Annotated in this window: 16 protein-coding genes; 9 read left to right on the top strand and 7 right to left on the bottom strand. The window is 42.7% G+C overall.

Annotated elements, in window-relative coordinates; genetic code table 11:
- Positions 1–197: 197 nt before the first annotated feature.
- The gene (locus BZA03_RS06940) at positions 198–845 is read right to left on the bottom strand and encodes a GNAT family N-acetyltransferase (RefSeq protein WP_110288362.1); all 648 of its coding nucleotides are present in this window, start codon (positions 843–845) and stop codon (positions 198–200) included.
- 220 nt (positions 846–1,065) lie between these two features.
- Complete coding sequence (locus BZA03_RS06945) at positions 1,066–1,431, bottom strand: DUF3192 domain-containing protein (RefSeq protein ID WP_014948542.1); 366 nt, start codon at positions 1,429–1,431, stop codon at positions 1,066–1,068.
- A 344-nt stretch (positions 1,432–1,775) separates the two neighbouring features.
- Between BZA03_RS06945 and BZA03_RS06950 the strand changes: the two genes are divergently transcribed.
- Positions 1,776–2,042, top strand: coding sequence for a hypothetical protein (locus BZA03_RS06950; protein ID WP_258364604.1), 267 nt, complete (start codon positions 1,776–1,778; stop codon positions 2,040–2,042).
- A gap of 59 nt (positions 2,043–2,101) precedes the next feature.
- Here the strand turns inward: BZA03_RS06950 and syd are convergent, their stop codons facing one another.
- On the bottom strand, positions 2,102–2,644 hold the full coding sequence (gene syd, locus BZA03_RS06955) for a SecY-interacting protein (RefSeq protein ID WP_110288364.1): 543 nt from the start codon (positions 2,642–2,644) through the stop codon (positions 2,102–2,104).
- 145 nt (positions 2,645–2,789) lie between these two features.
- Between syd and queF the strand changes: the two genes are divergently transcribed.
- The 7 genes from queF to BZA03_RS06990 all read left to right on the top strand — a co-directional run bounded on the left by queF (position 2,790) and on the right by BZA03_RS06990 (position 10,738).
- Positions 2,790–3,650 (top strand): NADPH-dependent 7-cyano-7-deazaguanine reductase QueF, encoded by an 861-nt coding sequence (queF, locus tag BZA03_RS06960; RefSeq protein ID WP_110288365.1) that lies wholly within the window; start codon positions 2,790–2,792, stop codon positions 3,648–3,650.
- A gap of 72 nt (positions 3,651–3,722) precedes the next feature.
- Positions 3,723–5,279, top strand: a complete 1,557-nt coding sequence (locus BZA03_RS06965) for a diguanylate cyclase (RefSeq protein WP_110288366.1) — start codon at positions 3,723–3,725, stop codon at positions 5,277–5,279.
- Positions 5,280–5,290: 11 nt separating this feature from the next.
- Complete coding sequence (ppnN, locus tag BZA03_RS06970; protein WP_110288367.1) at positions 5,291–6,667, top strand: nucleotide 5'-monophosphate nucleosidase PpnN; 1,377 nt, start codon at positions 5,291–5,293, stop codon at positions 6,665–6,667.
- Between the two features lie 191 nt (positions 6,668–6,858).
- Entirely contained in the window at positions 6,859–7,233 is a 375-nt protein-coding gene (locus tag BZA03_RS06975) for a DUF3192 domain-containing protein (protein WP_014948536.1), read from the top strand.
- A gap of 11 nt (positions 7,234–7,244) precedes the next feature.
- A complete protein-coding gene (locus tag BZA03_RS06980) occupies positions 7,245–8,855 on the top strand; it encodes a histidine kinase (RefSeq protein ID WP_110288368.1) in 1,611 nt (536 codons plus the stop codon).
- Positions 8,856–9,085: 230 nt separating this feature from the next.
- Positions 9,086–10,093, top strand: coding sequence for an isocitrate dehydrogenase (locus BZA03_RS06985; protein WP_014948534.1), 1,008 nt, complete (start codon positions 9,086–9,088; stop codon positions 10,091–10,093).
- A 330-nt stretch (positions 10,094–10,423) separates the two neighbouring features.
- Positions 10,424–10,738: a helix-hairpin-helix domain-containing protein gene (locus tag BZA03_RS06990; protein WP_014978538.1), complete on the top strand. Its 315-nt coding sequence runs from the start codon at positions 10,424–10,426 to the stop codon at positions 10,736–10,738.
- A 145-nt stretch (positions 10,739–10,883) separates the two neighbouring features.
- On the opposite strand, the gene galU is transcribed toward BZA03_RS06990, so the two are convergent.
- From galU to wecA, 4 genes are all read right to left on the bottom strand, one after another.
- Positions 10,884–11,777, bottom strand: coding sequence for a UTP--glucose-1-phosphate uridylyltransferase GalU (gene galU / locus BZA03_RS06995; RefSeq protein WP_014975843.1), 894 nt, complete (start codon positions 11,775–11,777; stop codon positions 10,884–10,886).
- A gap of 261 nt (positions 11,778–12,038) precedes the next feature.
- The gene (locus tag BZA03_RS07000; RefSeq protein ID WP_110288369.1) at positions 12,039–12,935 is read right to left on the bottom strand and encodes a glycosyltransferase family 2 protein; all 897 of its coding nucleotides are present in this window, start codon (positions 12,933–12,935) and stop codon (positions 12,039–12,041) included.
- On the bottom strand, positions 12,932–13,819 hold the full coding sequence (locus tag BZA03_RS07005) for a glycosyltransferase (protein WP_061486941.1): 888 nt from the start codon (positions 13,817–13,819) through the stop codon (positions 12,932–12,934). The genes BZA03_RS07000 and BZA03_RS07005 overlap by 4 nt, the downstream gene beginning before the upstream one ends.
- Positions 13,820–13,932: 113 nt before the next feature.
- A complete protein-coding gene (gene wecA / locus BZA03_RS07010) occupies positions 13,933–14,994 on the bottom strand; it encodes a UDP-N-acetylglucosamine--undecaprenyl-phosphate N-acetylglucosaminephosphotransferase (protein WP_110288370.1) in 1,062 nt (353 codons plus the stop codon).
- Positions 14,995–15,556: 562 nt separating this feature from the next.
- Here wecA and BZA03_RS07015 point away from each other — a divergent pair.
- Positions 15,557–15,955: a hypothetical protein gene (locus tag BZA03_RS07015; RefSeq protein ID WP_014948528.1), complete on the top strand. Its 399-nt coding sequence runs from the start codon at positions 15,557–15,559 to the stop codon at positions 15,953–15,955.
- Position 15,956 lies beyond the last annotated feature (1 nt).

Genomic DNA, 15,956 nt, shown 5'->3' on the forward strand with positions numbered 1-15,956 from the left:
TGTTGCCATCAGTAAAGTCTCCGTTAGTAAAATCTACGGAGGCTATTTTACGGAGTAGCACCGCAGGGAAAAGACGGTCTAAAATGATCGCTTACTTTGTAGGAAATGTCTTACAAACGCTGTAGTAAATTTGGTGTAAAGATTGGAACTGCAACAGGTGAGGTTTTGGTAGGAGTATCACATCGAATAAAAAAGCATCATTTTAGCCTGAACATTACCTCACCGTTCACATGAGAAAGGCCTAGTTGTCCTACAACCTGATAATTGTCATCGTTAAAGAAAGCGCGATGTTTTTCTATGGTCACGAACACCGAAACACCCTCACTTTTTTCATCTTCCTCTACCACACTATCAATAGCGCCAAGTAAAATATGCCCAAGCCCATGATGTTGATAATCTGGATGTACTGCGATGAAACTCAGCATGTGGAAGTTATCGGCGGGAACTAATGCTCGCACTTTTTCCTCTTTCTCTAGCATTTGCTTTGTACCGAACAAACCTGCCGTTAAAAGCATCCGCAGTCTCCAGTGCCAGTAACGTCCTGAACCAAATGCTGCATCGGGCGCGGTCAAGCATGCAACGGCAATAAGCCGCTCCTCATCGAACAGGCCAATCATCGGCTGCTCTGCAACCCAAAATGCATTGAGCTCTTCACGGATAGCTGACCGTAGACGGCTTTCATAACCTTCTTTTTCTGCTTGGAAAATGTCAATGAACAATGGGTCATCTACATACGCATTGTAAAGAATAGAGGCGGCAACTTTGAGATCATCTACAGATAAATAGATGGCTTTGACCGTGTCTTGCAAGGGGGCTATTGCATTATTAATAGCATCAGTATTCATCAGGGGCTCCTTGTACGCAAAGTTATACAGCTGCTTTTACCCATTTAAATAAAATGGGAGAAGTGGACACTACCGCACAACTTTTATCATTGCGCCAACCACCCACTTAAACTGATTAAGCTTTAGCCTACGCGAAAACCCCCTGCATGTTAACTTTTTATTAACATTTAACGATAGTAAGTAATGCCTACTTTCGTAATCAATTACCAACTAACGATTATTAGTGCATTAAGCTATAAGCACTGTCACCCCAGCCAACTAAGTTTCCATTTCTGAATACCAACGGCGTACACTCGTCTTTTGTGGTGATACCATCGCCCATCGTTTTTTGAGTTCGGTAGTAAAGTACGCGATATGTGCCGTCTTGCTTTTCGAACAGTTCGTTGAAATCCGCAACGCCCATTTTTCTCAATACACTTTCGTAAGTTGTCCCTGTTTCAAGATTCGCGATGTGTTTACGATTGTTAAACTCTCTGTCTTCCCAATCAGCACCATAGTGACTATCTGAACCGCCACCTACTGATACGACACAACCTGAAAGCAAAACTGAAGATGCCAAAGCTACTGAAAGAAGAACCGTTTTCATGTGAATTCCTTAATTATGTGTGTTGTTTTTTATTCGATACTACGCCTACTTTGTGAACCGACACTGAATAGACATAAATACGCTAACGTAAGAACCACTGCGTTTATGCGTGATAATGTAAGTTATGATTGGTAAACAAGATTAAGGCCAAAAATTAAACCATTGATTTTTATAAAAATTTTAATAACACCATTCTACGAAGACTTTGAAAAATAGTGAAATCAGTAACTTATTAGTGAAATTGACTACGTAGACAGGCTACACTGCTACTATTCATGACTTTAAACCATTTTCGTATTATGAGTAACGCTAACCTGCAGCAACTTCACGTTTTGTGCCTTCAAATGCATAAAGAAGGAAAAACACCGTCCGTAGGCATTTTACGTGCAAAAGCTCCTTTTAAGGTATCGGTAACCGAAGCTATTGAAGCGATTAAGCGATTTAACGCACACAAACCTAAGCTAGAGGTATCTAACGAAGAAAACGTAGTGCAACAAAATCCTGTCGCCACAACTGATGAGCCGGGCAATTTGCATGCACGGGTAGAGACGTTAGAAAAAGAAGTGGCGGAGTTAAAGCGGGCGCTACATAAAATTATTAACGCCCAATAGCTTTTAGTCTTGCAGGCCGGTAATTTTAGGTCTGATTGACGTCAGTCATAGCGTCAACGTCATATAGCAGGTGTAAGTTGCTCAATAAACACCGCAAGAGATGGCGCAAGAATTTTGGCAGGCTCTCTGCCAACCTGCTCGAGTGCCACTTCGCCACTTTCGTTGACAACGGTTAAAATAAAATCTTCTTCGTCGGTTAAACCAAAAAACAATGTTGGCGCTTGCCTAAGTCTTTGCTTCATCAACAAATGCCCAATCAAGTTTTGCTGTAATCTTTCAAAATCTTCGGTATTGAAAACTTGAAGCAATTCACAGCGACCTTGCGGGGCGTTAGCCTTTAAATTATCGCTGTAGTAACGAGTAAAATACTCGCAGTAGTCAGGATTTAGCTCTAGCGATAATGCCTCTTCAACATTACTGAAAGACTGCACAGGCGATTGAAGCGTAGGAGACCATCTTACAAGTTCACCGTCTTGCGCCGTCGTCTCATAGCACGGCGAGGGCCACTCGCTATCAAATGCTATCTTGAGTCCCTCGGCCTCGGCCTGTTCGACATAAGATGATACAAATTTATCTAATTGTGCTGAAATTGTTAGAGCCATTATGACGTTACCTGCGTATTTTTGGGGTACACTATACAACTAAACAGTTAAGTCAATACTAGGGTTAATTCTACTGCGCCGTAAGACTGTGTGCCGCTGTGCAGTTCAACAATTTAAATCCCGCGTAGATACATAAAAGGTTCTTATGTCGACGGACAACTCACCTCAAAAAATTACTATCTCTGCACCTGATGACCTCTCTTTGGGTAAACAGGTTGACTATGAATTTGAATATAATCCTGGCTTGTTGCAAGGCGTGCCGCGCAGTTTAAGTCGTGATACGTTAAACTTGGCTGGCTCAGGTTTACCTTTTGATGGTATCGACACTTGGACAGGATACGAACTTTCTTGGCTAAATCTAAAGGGTAAACCTAATGTGGCAATTTTAGAATGCCACGTTCCTATTACCTCAAAGAACCTAATCGAATCAAAATCATTTAAGCTATATTTGAATAGCTTCAACCAAACAAAATTCGCTTCAGCAGAAGACGTACAACAAGTGCTTCAAGCGGATTTGTCAGCGTGCGCAGGAGAGCCTGTCGAGGTAAAGCTAATTCTTCCAGAGCAGTTTTCTTCGCTACAATTCCAAGAATTTAACGGAACCTTGTTAGATAGTCTGGATGTAGAAATCGATCAATATTCCCCTAATACTCAATATTTGACTGTTATGAAAAGTGAAGCAGGAGTTCAAGAGACGCTTGTTTCTCATTTACTTAAATCTAATTGTTTAATCACAAGTCAGCCAGATTGGGCTAGTATTCAAATTAGGTATGAAGGAAAAGCCATTGAACACGAAGGGCTTTTGAAATATCTAATTAGCTTTAGGCAACACAACGAGTTTCATGAGCAATGCGTTGAGCGCATTTACAACGACATCATGCAGCATTGTCAGCCAGATAAGTTAACCGTTTGTGCGCGTTACACACGACGAGGGGGTTTAGATATCAACCCTTTCCGTTCAAATTACGAAGCGCCTTATGCTAATCATCGTCAAGCACGTCAGTAATATAACGGTGAAGTACCTACCAACGCTACCTAAGCCGCGGCAGTAATAGCGAATTAGAACAAAGACGAGATTATGGAAGCAAAACAACTACAAACCCTAAAACAAAATAACGCGCTTCTTTGTCAGTTTATTGTGAAACTCTCAGCATTTTATGAGGGCTTCTCGGATAAGATCGATACTGAACTTAAGGTGTTACGAGGCCACCTTTCTGGCACACCTAATTTTAGTCTTGCCGCTGTGAGCATAGAGAAACTCAACAAATCACTTCAGCATCAAGAAATAACGCTTAGAAAATACAGTGTTGATACTGTTTCATCGCTAGAAGATGCAATGAAACAACTACAGAAAATTGTATTTGAAGATACTGAATTAAAAGGGTTAACCACGCAGGAATTGATTAAGCTAAATCAACCTGTAGGTGATATCTTCAGTATTTACAAACTCTATTCAAAAGCCATTGCGCTTCACCGCATTGCGCTCAACAAGGAAATGGTTGGACTTGAGCCATCTGAAACCACAGAAACTAAGTCCACTAACAATGAAACCACATCGGCTCGTTCGATTAAAGATGATAACCCTCACTACCGTTCTATTTTGGTTGAGCTTAATCACCTTATTGCTTCTTATGCGCAAAAAAAACCTAACGATCAGCAACTCAATGATATAAAGCAACGTCTTGATGAAGGCATGGATGAAGACCAGCTGCTTAAAAGCTGCGTTGTAATTTTGCGCATGATCGTTCAAGACGCTATGTCAGAGGCTAGCTTAACAGGAAAAGTGATTCAGAGCCTGCACCGTTCATTAGGTGAAGTGAGTAGCGACGTCAGCAATACGATCCAAGGCAGCCAAGCCCAGTTCGAGCAGCGCCAAGCTGGTAATGAGCAACTTAAACGTGACATTATTCACATCGAAGAAGCCGTATCGGAAAGCAGTTCTCTAGAAGCACTTAAAGAGCAGACACAGTTTCGCGTAGAAAAGCTTGTGACTACGTTAAGCGAGCAACAAAGCAACGATCAGCAAGGTCAAGAAGCGCTAATGGCACTGCTCTCCTCTATGCAATCGCGAATAGATACACTTCAGCAGCAAACCAGCGTCTATAAAAAGAAGCTGGCCGAACAAGCAATGCAAAGCCGCACCGACCCCCTCACTCGGCTTCCAAACAGGCAGGCGTATAATGAGAGACTAGAAGCTGCTTTCACTAAATTTAAAGAAAATGGTGACTTGCTTGCGGTCGCCGTTGTGGATATTGATCATTTTAAGTCAATCAACGATAGATTCGGGCACGCAGCAGGCGATAAAACCCTTCAGGTAGTGAGTAAATTCTTAAAACAAAGCTTGTCCGAAAATGATTTTATTGCCAGGTGGGGAGGAGAAGAGTTTGTAATGCTACTGCCTCAGGCGCAGATGGCAGATATAGATAAAAAGCTTAATGAAGTTAGAACTAAACTTGCTGCAATGCCGTTTAAATTCAAGCAAGAAAAAGTAAAAATCACCGCATCTTTTGGCGCAACCTGTTTCAATGACAATGATACTACTGAAACTGTGTTTGAACGCGCCGATGAGTACCTCTATAAAGCAAAACGAAACGGCCGCAACCTCGTAGTCACTGATTTAAGCACTGACTTATAGGAAGTAAAAATATGAAGAAAGTGCAGCTTAACCCTGTTGGCTGGATGAGCCAGCTATCACAAGTAGAAGTTTCTCGTCTTCAAGACGCCACCAACAGCGAGCTCTTTGCTATGTTCAGAAACTGTTGCCTAGCAGTATTGAACAGCGGCGTTGACGAAGACAATTTCGAAGCACTTTTTGCTCCTTATGAAAATTTTGAAATAAAACTCATTCGTCGTGAACGGGGCGTAAAAATAGAACTCGTGAACCCTCCTGAAGTGGCTTTCGTTGACGAAAAACTCGTTCGTGGTGTACACGAACATCTATTTGCGGTCCTTCGCGACCTGCTTTACATGGGTAACAAGTACGCATTTCTTCATCAAACCGCACCGGCTGAAGGTAACGACATCACAGACATGGTGTTTGACATGCTACGCCACGCTAAAGCGCTTGAAGGGAACGATGGCGTAAACACAATTGTCTGCTGGGGCGGCCATTCCATTAATCAAGTTGAGTACAAATACACGAAAGAAGTGGGCTATCAGCTCGGCTTGCGCGACATGAATATTTGCACAGGATGTGGGCCTGGAGCGATGAAGGGTCCAATGAAGGGCGCCACCATCGGCCATGCAAAGCAACGCCACAAGACAGGCCGTTACATTGGCATCTCTGAGCCGAGTATTATTGCCGCCGAGCCGCCCAACGCCATTGTCAACGAGCTCATTATCATGCCTGATATTGAAAAGCGTTTAGAAGCGTTTGTTAGACTCGGACATGGCATTATCGTGTTTCCAGGCGGTGTAGGCACTGCCGAAGAATTACTTTATCTGCTTGGCATTTTGATGAATGAACGCAATGCGCAGCAACCTTTTCCTTTCATTCTAACAGGGCCAGCTGGTAGCGAAGAATACTTTGAAGCCATAGACGCCTTTGTTGGTGCAACACTGGGTCCAGAAGCACAGTCAAAATATCAAATCATTGTGGATGACCCAGAAGAAGTAGCACGCACCATGAATAAACACCTTGAAAAAGTGAAGAAGTTCAGAGGTGCGATGGGTGACGCATTCAGCTTTAATTGGTCATTAAAAATTGAACAAGACTTTCAACAGCCCTTTATTCCAACGCATGCGAGTATGGCCGACCTTCAACTGCACTTAGATCAAAGTAAAAGTGATCTAGCGGCCAATTTGCGCAAAGCGTTTTCAGGCATTGTTGCGGGTAACGTAAAAGCAGAAGGCATTGCTCAGATCAAAAAACATGGTCCGTTTGAGCTCACCGGTGATAGTACACTGATGGAGAAGGTTGATACACTACTCGAGTCGTTTGTAAAACAGCATAGAATGAAGCTGCCTGGTAGCGCGTACGAACCATGTTACGTTGTAAAGAACGATAAGAGAAACAGCGAATAACACGAGACCGTGGCAAGACGCATTTGCTTACGTTTACTACTTATGTTTAGTAGTCGTTTTGCGGTACACTATTAGAGAGTATTGTTTAACGAATGAATGTAGTGCACATTTAGCCTATGCTCGGCTCCCGAACAATGTCGGGCTTTGGCTTGCAGTAGCATTCAAGTAAAGAAAAACGAGAAGTAACGGTCATGAATACCAAGGTTATTCGTCTAATTTTAGCTGGCATCGCCCTTTATGCGGTGTTTGTTTTTATGGTTATCGCGTTCTATCCCGATAAGCCTGAGAATATGGATTGGAAAGACCGTGAAGAATATAACCGTGTCCAAATAACCAAGTTAAAGTTAGGCAGTACAAGAGAAGAAGTTTTGGCGTTACTAGGCTCACCTGACATTACAGAAGCCAAGCGACAGGGTGCCACAGCTATTCAAGTTATGTTTTTTAGGACACAACATGTGCGCGCTGACGGCTTAACCACGCAAGATGAATGTACACCGTTGCTTTTTGAAAACGACAAACTTATTGCATGGGGTGAAGGGGCTTACTCCAGTTACCAAAAAAGTTAGAAGGATGGGGAGTGAGCGACATCATTTCCACGCTTAAGCGCCTGGTTCAGTTAGGTAACACTGAACTTTCTGTCGAGCAGCGTATAAACCATTGGTTGAAAATCGCTAAACGGATCCTGACCTTAGTAAACGCCAATCCAGCGCTTGCTGCAGCAACGTTACACATCGATAATGACCTTCCCAAAGATACTCAACATCTTTTATTATTGGCGCTGTTTGGCAAGCTTTGCCGATTAAACGACCACTATTTACAACATGTGCTTGCGTCTTTACTCGCATCCCTCTGGCTTTCAAGTAAAGGAACACCAAGCGACCAAACGGCCAATATCATTCGCTTTTTGCGTAAACACAATCTCTCGATTTGGCTGGATATCATTAAACTTCAAAAAGCATTTCGGTCAGACAAGCCAATTAACTACGTTGCAGACATTCGGCTTAATATGGTTCAAAGGCTTTGTCTCCTAGCAAATGTTTTCGCTACTAAAACAAAAAAAGCAGGTTATCGTGAGGTTTTCACTCAGATTGTTTTACGCCTTCCAGCACATCATCGTCACCTTATTGCACCACTTATCAACCTATTTAATGGTGTGCTACCTGGCGCAAAGGTTTACGCAAACGGCGTACCGGGCGCGCTAGTCGACATTCAGCAAAATCACGGCTACGTATTTATGCTTAGCCAAGGCGATGAAGATGGAAAGTGGCTGCCTCTATCGTCAATACGCTCTCCCATTTCACTATCAATGCCGTTTGAGCACTTTGTTGCTCTTTACACTGATACCGCCACTGCGAGAGTAAATCATGGCGGCACACCATTTTTACCTTCTACATTCGCAATTCAGCATCCCCCTAAAGCTCTTATAACTATTATCGATGAGCTGCAAAAGCGCGATGTAGATATTGAACAACTTTGCGAAAAAATTGAAAGCGTGCCCACGTTTAATCACTTTTTGATGCACACTGCGAGTCAGGACAACCGTCTTCAGCTTCCGGTTAAAAGCATTAAACAGGCGGTTTTGACCTACGGCATTGAACGTGTGGGTGACATGCTTATTCAATTTGCGCTGTTAGAACGGCTAACGCAAAACCAATTTCCACTGATGGGCATGTGCAAGCAATTAACTTTATTGGCTTGTTCATTTGCAAGCTATTTCGCACAACTCGCCGATTCGAAATTTTCGCCGCAATCTGCCGCATTGACCATGACCTTTGTTTGTACTCCCTTGTTCACGCTACCAGGGTTTAAAGTGTCACGAGCATTACCCGTCGACCTCAGCAAAGCTGTGTCCATTAATAGCGCATTCAAGGTCAAATCTGACACGCCTTGGCTAGCAATCGCTTCTGAACTTGCTGGAAGTTGGCATCAAAGCTCGACGTGGCGTGCCGTTATACACCAATGCAGTAAAGTAAGTACGGACGTTCCTAAATCACTTCAAAAGGAACAAGTAATTCTGGTGTTGAGCTTCGCAATCGCCAAAGCATGCTTATTTAATCAGGATATTTATTCATTACTTCAGGATATCAATATCAAAACACTTTTAAATATCCTAGGTATTCGACGAGATGATGTGGTAAACGCACTAGACGCTAATGGGTCACTTTTGTTCTGTCCGCTCGCGCAGTAACGTCATTTACTCCTAAACATCGTACTCGGCTATTTAATTAATCTTTACGAATGGCTATAACTTGCGCCAGGTATCGTATAAAATACGGCAACTTTTGCAGTGCTTAACCCTTTTTCCCTACATTTTCCATTATAATAAGTAAGCAGGCAGAAATTGGCTCATAAACGCCAAGCTACAAATTGAATAAACCTAACGATTTTGACAACAGAATTACCAGAGGATCCCTCCACATGACTCAGCAACGTATTACAGTCATTCGCGGTGACGGCATTGGCCCGGACATTATCGATGCAACCACAAAAATTTTAGATAAGGTTGGCTGTGACTTTGCCTATGACTATGCCGATGCTGGCCTAGTCGCACTGGAAGAACATGGCGAGCTTCTACCTCAAGAAACTTTAGACCTAATCGCAAAAAACAAAGTTGCGCTTAAAGGTCCTTTAACGACCCCCGTTGGTGAAGGTTTTACTTCAATCAACGTTAGTCTTCGCAAGCAGTTCAAACTGTACGCAAACCTTCGTCCTGTGATGTCATTCAAAGGCACAAAAGCACGTTACGAAGACATCGATATCATTACCGTTCGTGAAAACACGCAAGGTATGTACTCTGGTCTTGGCCAAGTTGTATCAGAAGACGGTAACGAAGCTGAAGCAATGAGTAAGATCACTCGTGACGGCGCTGAAAAAATCGTTGTTTTTGCTTATGAATTAGCGCGCCGTGAAGGTCGTAAGAAAGTAACAGCTGTTCACAAAGCTAACATCCTTAAGTCAACATCAGGTCTTTTCCTTAAAGTAGCCCGTGAAGTTGGTGAGCGTTATCCTGACATCGAGTCAGCTGAAATGATCGTTGATAACTGCTGTATGCAGCTTGTGATGAACCCGCATCAGTTTGACGTTATCGTTACGACTAACCTTTTCGGTGACATTCTATCTGACCTATGTGCTGGTCTTGTTGGTGGTCTTGGTATGGCACCAGGTGCAAACATCGGTGAAGATTGTGCAATCTTCGAAGCCGTTCACGGTTCTGCACCAGACATTGCTGGTAAGAACTTAGCTAACCCGACGTCAGTAATCTTGGCAGCAGCGCAAATGCTTGAGTACCTAAACATGGGCGATAAAGCAGAGAAAATTCGCGCAGCACTAAAAGACGTTATCGAGTCTGGCGATCGCACAACACGTGACCTTGGTGGTGAAGCAGGTACAACCGAGTTCACTCAGGCGCTTCTTGACCGCCTATAAGCGTTTGAGCTTACACCTTTCAATTATTTCAAAACGGGCTTAATAGCCCGTTTTTTTATGCCTCTATTAATCACTCTCCTGCTTTAAACTGTACTAAAACTGGACTACCGCTTTTCTCGTTCACCTTTATTATTTCCTTTGTACACGTTGAAGTGTGCTGAGCTTTGTAACTTGGTCACAACAGAAGACAGGAAATTTTTAAAGAGGCCTGCTCCGCTTGCATCTAGGTTACAAAAGTCAGCGCGCTTTGGTACATGACTTAAACCCATTTACTTAAATATTGCGCCGATAACGCTTTATGGCGCGCTTAGCAACATACAAGGAAAGATGATGAAAAAATTAATCTCAGGTTTACTCGTACTATCTGCACTAGCCATTCAAACGCCAGCGGTTCACGCTCAACCAGCGGATAGCGAAAATGCGCAAGCTAATGAAGGTACAAGCCAACAACAACGTATCGATTTAAACTCGGCGACCGTAGAGCAATTAATTACCCTACCCGGCGTTGGACAATCTAAAGCGAAAGCTATTATTAAATATCGTGAAGAAGTAGGCCCGTTTCTTGAGGTCGCACAATTAACTCAAGTGAAAGGTATCGGCGAAAAGATGCTTAATAAAATTGAAGGCTATGTACAGGTAAGATAGAAGGACTAAAGCGAATAGGCGGTACGCTGGCTCCACACACAAAAAATGCGCCGCAAGGGCGCATTTTTAATCGTTTAAAGCTATTTAATTGCCTTAGGCCTGCTGTTCTTTCATCTACACTAAAGATCAACAAGCCCTAGTAAGACTATTTAACAACAGAAGCTAAGTATTCTTTAAATTCGTCGCCTAACGATGGGTGACGTAACGCATATTCAACGTTAGCTTTCATGTAACCCAACTTACTACCGCAATCGTGACTCTTACCTTTCATGTAGTAAGCATCAACTTGTTCAAGTTTCATCAATGCATCAATAGCATCAGTAAGCTGAACTTCACCACCGGCTCCTGGAGGCGTGAACTCTAACAGATCCCAGATTTTTTCTGACAGAACGTATCGGCCTACAACGGCAAGGTCAGAAGGTGCTTCGTCGCGAGGCGGCTTCTCAACCATTTTGTGAATCTTCGCTGACTCACCTGGCGCAATTGCCGCGCCGTCTAGGTCTGCGATACCAAATTTAGAGATATCTTCGTCTGGAACCTGCTCAACCATGACCTGGCTTACTCGGCTGGTGTTAAATTTGGCAACCATGTCTGCAAGGTTATCCTTCTTAGGATTACTTGCTGCATCATCAATAATGACGTCAGGTAGTACTACCGCAAATGGCGCATCGCCAATCAGAGGTCGAGCACAAAGTACTGCGTGACCAAGTCCATTCGCAACGCCTTGGCGAATATGCATGATAGTTACATCTTTTGGACAGATTGACTGAACTTCTTCTAACAGTTGGCGTTTTACACGCTTTTCTAGTGTGGCTTCTAGCTCAAAAGAGGTATCAAAGTGGTTTTCAATACTGTTTTTACTCGCGTGCGTTACTAGGATAATTTCTTTTAGTCCTGCAGCAACACATTCGCTTACCACGTATTGGATCAATGGCTTATCAACCACTGGCAACATCTCTTTTGGAATAGCTTTCGTTGCTGGGAGCATTCTCGTCCCAAGGCCCGCTACAGGGATTACCGCTTTTTTTACCTGACTCATAGTTAATATCCTTTTTTAAAATCCTAAATACACGCCTAAGACGACTTTCAGCCGTTTGTTATTCCTTAAGCTGAGATATATTCACTGTTGTTCGCAAGACTAATGCAATCGATGTTCCAATTACCTTTTTAGAGCGTCTGTGTATTGAAAATGGGCAAAACAGCTCAAAACCACCGATAAAAGCACAAAATTAGGGATAAATAATATCTAATGCACCATTATAGTGAAAGCGTTTATTGTTTGTCTTTCTTTTCCTACACATCAAGTGTCGCTTTTTTTCACACTACTTTTTGGAATTAGTGCATGCTCTATGGGGCCGGTTTTGCGTTTTAATCCATCTCTGAGTCCTGCCCACATGAAAGCGCCTCGCGTTTTGCCTTGCTCAAAGCAATATCTGTTTACAAGATACCTCAGAGGTATTGCACAAACATGACGAAGTTTCCAATAAAGAGGTACGTAATGGCGGCGCGCTAAAATGAGTACGTTACGAAACTGATAGTAAAGCCTTATCGGTGCGCCCTGCTTGAATGTCACACCGCAAACTTTCACTCTATCGTCGCCTTGTCGATGAGGCATACATGCACTGAGCGATTGATAGATAACCATGCCCTTGGCTCGAGCACGCCAGCACCATTCGTGATCAACGCCATCGATAAAGAGCTCATTTTCTTTTTCACCCACGCGTTCAAAAGCACGTTTGGAGATTAACATGCCTGAGGCAATGATTTGCTTTACTGTTTTTAACTTTTCGGAAACCTGCTTTCCTTTTTGCAGAACACCCTGATCGACACACTCTGAAAATTGGCAATAGATAGAAGGGCCTATGGCTGCAATTGGGGAACGTTGCTCAAGCTCTTGGAATTGCCTCACTAACTCAACGGCAATATCGGGAGAGAACAAGCTATCTTGATCAAGCAAAAAGGCGTAGTCGCTTCCCTCATTAAAGAGCACTTTCAAGCCGACGTTCTGAGCGTGGGCGATACCAATATTTGAGGGGTAATGAAGATAAGTAACATCAGTTGTTAAAAGAGCCTGCTGAGGACTTGGAGAATTATCAACTAAGATGACGTTCCAGTCAGGGGCAAAAAACGCATCGATGAGACTACGCACGTGCTCAACATCAGGATTAAATAGTATAACAACAACGCCGACGCTCAATGTTTACCAAACCTTTCCAGTAAATGTCTATCAAGTTTATAGGCAAGTTTAACCACTTTTCCAGGCATTAACCTCAATGCTAAAACACCACAAGCGTAAAAAAAGTTATAGGGTGAAAGTTGCTTTAATTTACGTATGGCATATAAACGTGCTCTGAACTCGTTGAGCGACTTACTTAAGCCTCGACGTTTATAAAAGTTATTAACTCGTCTGAACTTCAAAAGTCGATCTTTTAAGTTCCTAAAGATATACCCCTTAGACGCTAAGGTTATCCAGAAAAAATAGTCTTGTGTGTTTAACAAGTCACTGTCGTAACGATGCCCATCATTAAATACATTGTAACGAATAACTACTGTTGGATGGTTTAGCGAGCATCGTCTCGGCAAGATACGAACGATCTGCCTGTGCGAAGCGGGCATTACTCGCGCGCCAACTTTAACACCACTTTCGTTAACTTCTGTTAGCGCTGATCCTAGTACAGAAATATTGCTGTGCTTTTTAAGGTACGTGATTTGACGAAGAAGGCGGTTTTCTTCAGAAATATCATCCGCATCCATTCTTATGAAAAACGATGGGTTAAACTGCATACCGAACTCAGCAACTGAGTTCATGCTACTTGCTAGTCCCACATTGTGACTATTCGACGCTATTATTACCCTGTCGTCTTTACTTGCTACATCCTCTAGTACGCGAGTTATTTTTTGAGGTACAGGTCCGTCGGCGACAATAACGAAAAGAAAATCTGTGTAAGACTGCTCAGTCATGCTTTCAATAGCTTCGCGAAGCCACTTCGCATTGTCAGCTTGGTAAACCGCCATAGCAATTATCGATTCGACATGCTGTTTTTTATTGTTATTTTGAAGAATAGAGAATTGATTTATCAAGAAATTTTACCAACGTAAAAAAGTAACAAAGAAAATAAAAGCGCCTTAATTGTGCGCTTTTATTTGTTGGCATGTTACAGAGATTTTACTAAGCCTGCCACGATTTTACTCAACTATGTGGTTAATCGCTTCACAAAGCGCAGTACACTCCAAATATGTTGGATAACAAGACTGTACACGACGAGTAGCCCAATAAAGCCCCAGAACATGACGGCTTCAGCTACCTGATAGACTTCTCCTAATATACCGATTAAGCAATAACATGCTCCGAGCAAAAGGATAGCAACAAGTGACTTTCTACTGCTAAGCCCTGCACGCATAAAGATATTGTGAAGGTGCTGACGGTCAGGTTTGAGCATTGATTGCCCCTTCCGTGCACGGCGATACATGATCGCGGCCATGTCCATTAATGGAAGGCCGACTAACCACACCGCAGTAATGGGCCTAAATGCGGCAGCTTCACCTTGAGTGTGATCAACAAGCAACCATACGATAGTGAGCCCAACGAACATACTGCCCGCATCACCCATAAATATCTTATTGCCTTTAAACCCTTTCCAACTCAAATTAAAAGCAAGAAACGGAACAATAGCTGCAACGATGATAAGCGGCTCCATGATGGAGGCTCCGTTACCAGTAAAGATCAAAAAGCCCGCAACTGTTAATAGAATAACAAGGCTCATACCGCCGGCTAATCCATCAATACCATCTATCATGTTAAACGCATTGATGACACCGACCACACAAATGATCGTAAAGAAATACCCACCTAGGTCGAGAAATACCTCACCTGTTCCGAAGATATTACCCAAAGATGTAATATAGTTTTGCGCGCTCCATGCCATGATCGCTGCAACACCAAATTGGCACATAAGGCGGCCTTTGGCACTCAGGTCAAAACGGTCATCCAACATACCAAGCAAGACAACAAATGCTGATGCGGTGAAAAACAGAGGATTGTTTTTCATCCACACATCTGTCGCGACGCTGGCAACAAGCACGGCCATAAAAATAGCCACACCACCTGTTAGAGGTACAATTCCGGCATGACGTTTTCGCGCTGATGGTTGGTCAACTAAGCCAAATTGATGCGCTAAAGGCGTCATGACCACCAAAAGGATAAGGGCGACGAAAAATGCAGTAAAAAGCGGGACAAACTGCAAATAAGCTAGCATAAAACACACAACCTCGCGTTACCGACAAAAACACAGCTATTTGTAGTAGTTTCTGTCAATACACATGCAAATTTTGATAAAAAACTAAATGTTGCTTCCATTTATTTACAACTTCCATTTCTTCCAGCGCGATGAGGGCATCTTGTTATGAGTATGCGGATAGAAAACTTCGATATAATATAAAACATTTGTCTAAGTAACCACCCTTCATGCATAAATAACGTATCAAAACGTGTCAAAAACTCATTTGATGCGAGAATAACCTCAATCACCGCTAAAAAGAGAACCTGTTGTGCGTCTTCTCGCCGCCTCTCTCGAACTATCTCAGCTTCCTTTGTAACGATTGAATAACTTTCTTATTCCTTTAACCTGTTAACTTACTCGTCTATTTCCAGTCTTTGCAATGCCAAAAACATATCGAGTTACACTATTGATATGAACTTGTCTTCTATATTGCGGTCTTGGTGAAGACTCAGACAATTCAGCAACTGCGATAGCGAACATGCTTTTTTTAAAACTTATGTTATCCTAGCGCGAAATTGCTATATGGATATGAAAGCTAATGTTCAAACAATTATCTCGTCTAATTTTACCTATCGTAGTTACGGTAGGCGTAGCTGGGTGTTCTAACACTCCTACCGCCACTAAGGCTGACATTCCTTTGGTGCATTCTTCTCTTGCTTATTCCCTTGCACCGGACAAAGAGCTTGCAATAAATATTCCAAAAGCCAACATTTATCATGATACGCAGGAATCATTTTCAATACGCTTCAATGGCCATCAATACGAGTCCTTGAAGCACTATATATCCGCCACAGGCAATAAATGTATCCGATTTTCTTTACAAGACGGTGAAACAGCGTCTTCTGATATTCAGCGTAAAATGACGACATGTCAGCGAAACGGTCAATGGCGAGTTATTACTCCCTTAGTAGCTTCGGCAACAGTGCAAGGTGAATAGA

It is taken from the genome of Alteromonas sp. I10, from assembly GCF_003201515.1.
GTDB classification, from domain to species: Bacteria; Pseudomonadota; Gammaproteobacteria; order Enterobacterales; family Alteromonadaceae; genus Alteromonas; species Alteromonas macleodii.

Excerpts from the sequence above, each read along its gene's own strand:
- BZA03_RS06950 (WP_258364604.1), top strand. The coding sequence starts at position 1,776 with ATGCATAAAGAAGGAAAAACACCGTCCGTAGGCATTTTACGTGCAAAA.
- ppnN (WP_110288367.1), top strand. The coding sequence starts at position 5,291 with ATGAAGAAAGTGCAGCTTAACCCTGTTGGCTGGATGAGCCAGCTATCA.
- BZA03_RS07015 (WP_014948528.1), top strand. The coding sequence starts at position 15,557 with ATGTTCAAACAATTATCTCGTCTAATTTTACCTATCGTAGTTACGGTA.
- BZA03_RS06990 (WP_014978538.1), top strand. The coding sequence starts at position 10,424 with ATGAAAAAATTAATCTCAGGTTTACTCGTACTATCTGCACTAGCCATT.
- galU (WP_014975843.1), bottom strand. The coding sequence starts at position 11,777 with ATGAGTCAGGTAAAAAAAGCGGTAATCCCTGTAGCGGGCCTTGGGACG.
- wecA (WP_110288370.1), bottom strand. The coding sequence starts at position 14,994 with ATGCTAGCTTATTTGCAGTTTGTCCCGCTTTTTACTGCATTTTTCGTC.
- syd (WP_110288364.1), bottom strand. The coding sequence starts at position 2,644 with ATGGCTCTAACAATTTCAGCACAATTAGATAAATTTGTATCATCTTAT.
- BZA03_RS06945 (WP_014948542.1), bottom strand. The coding sequence starts at position 1,431 with ATGAAAACGGTTCTTCTTTCAGTAGCTTTGGCATCTTCAGTTTTGCTT.
- queF (WP_110288365.1), top strand. The coding sequence starts at position 2,790 with ATGTCGACGGACAACTCACCTCAAAAAATTACTATCTCTGCACCTGAT.
- BZA03_RS06975 (WP_014948536.1), top strand. The coding sequence starts at position 6,859 with ATGAATACCAAGGTTATTCGTCTAATTTTAGCTGGCATCGCCCTTTAT.
- BZA03_RS06985 (WP_014948534.1), top strand. The coding sequence starts at position 9,086 with ATGACTCAGCAACGTATTACAGTCATTCGCGGTGACGGCATTGGCCCG.
- BZA03_RS06940 (WP_110288362.1), bottom strand. The coding sequence starts at position 845 with ATGAATACTGATGCTATTAATAATGCAATAGCCCCCTTGCAAGACACG.
- BZA03_RS06965 (WP_110288366.1), top strand. The coding sequence starts at position 3,723 with ATGGAAGCAAAACAACTACAAACCCTAAAACAAAATAACGCGCTTCTT.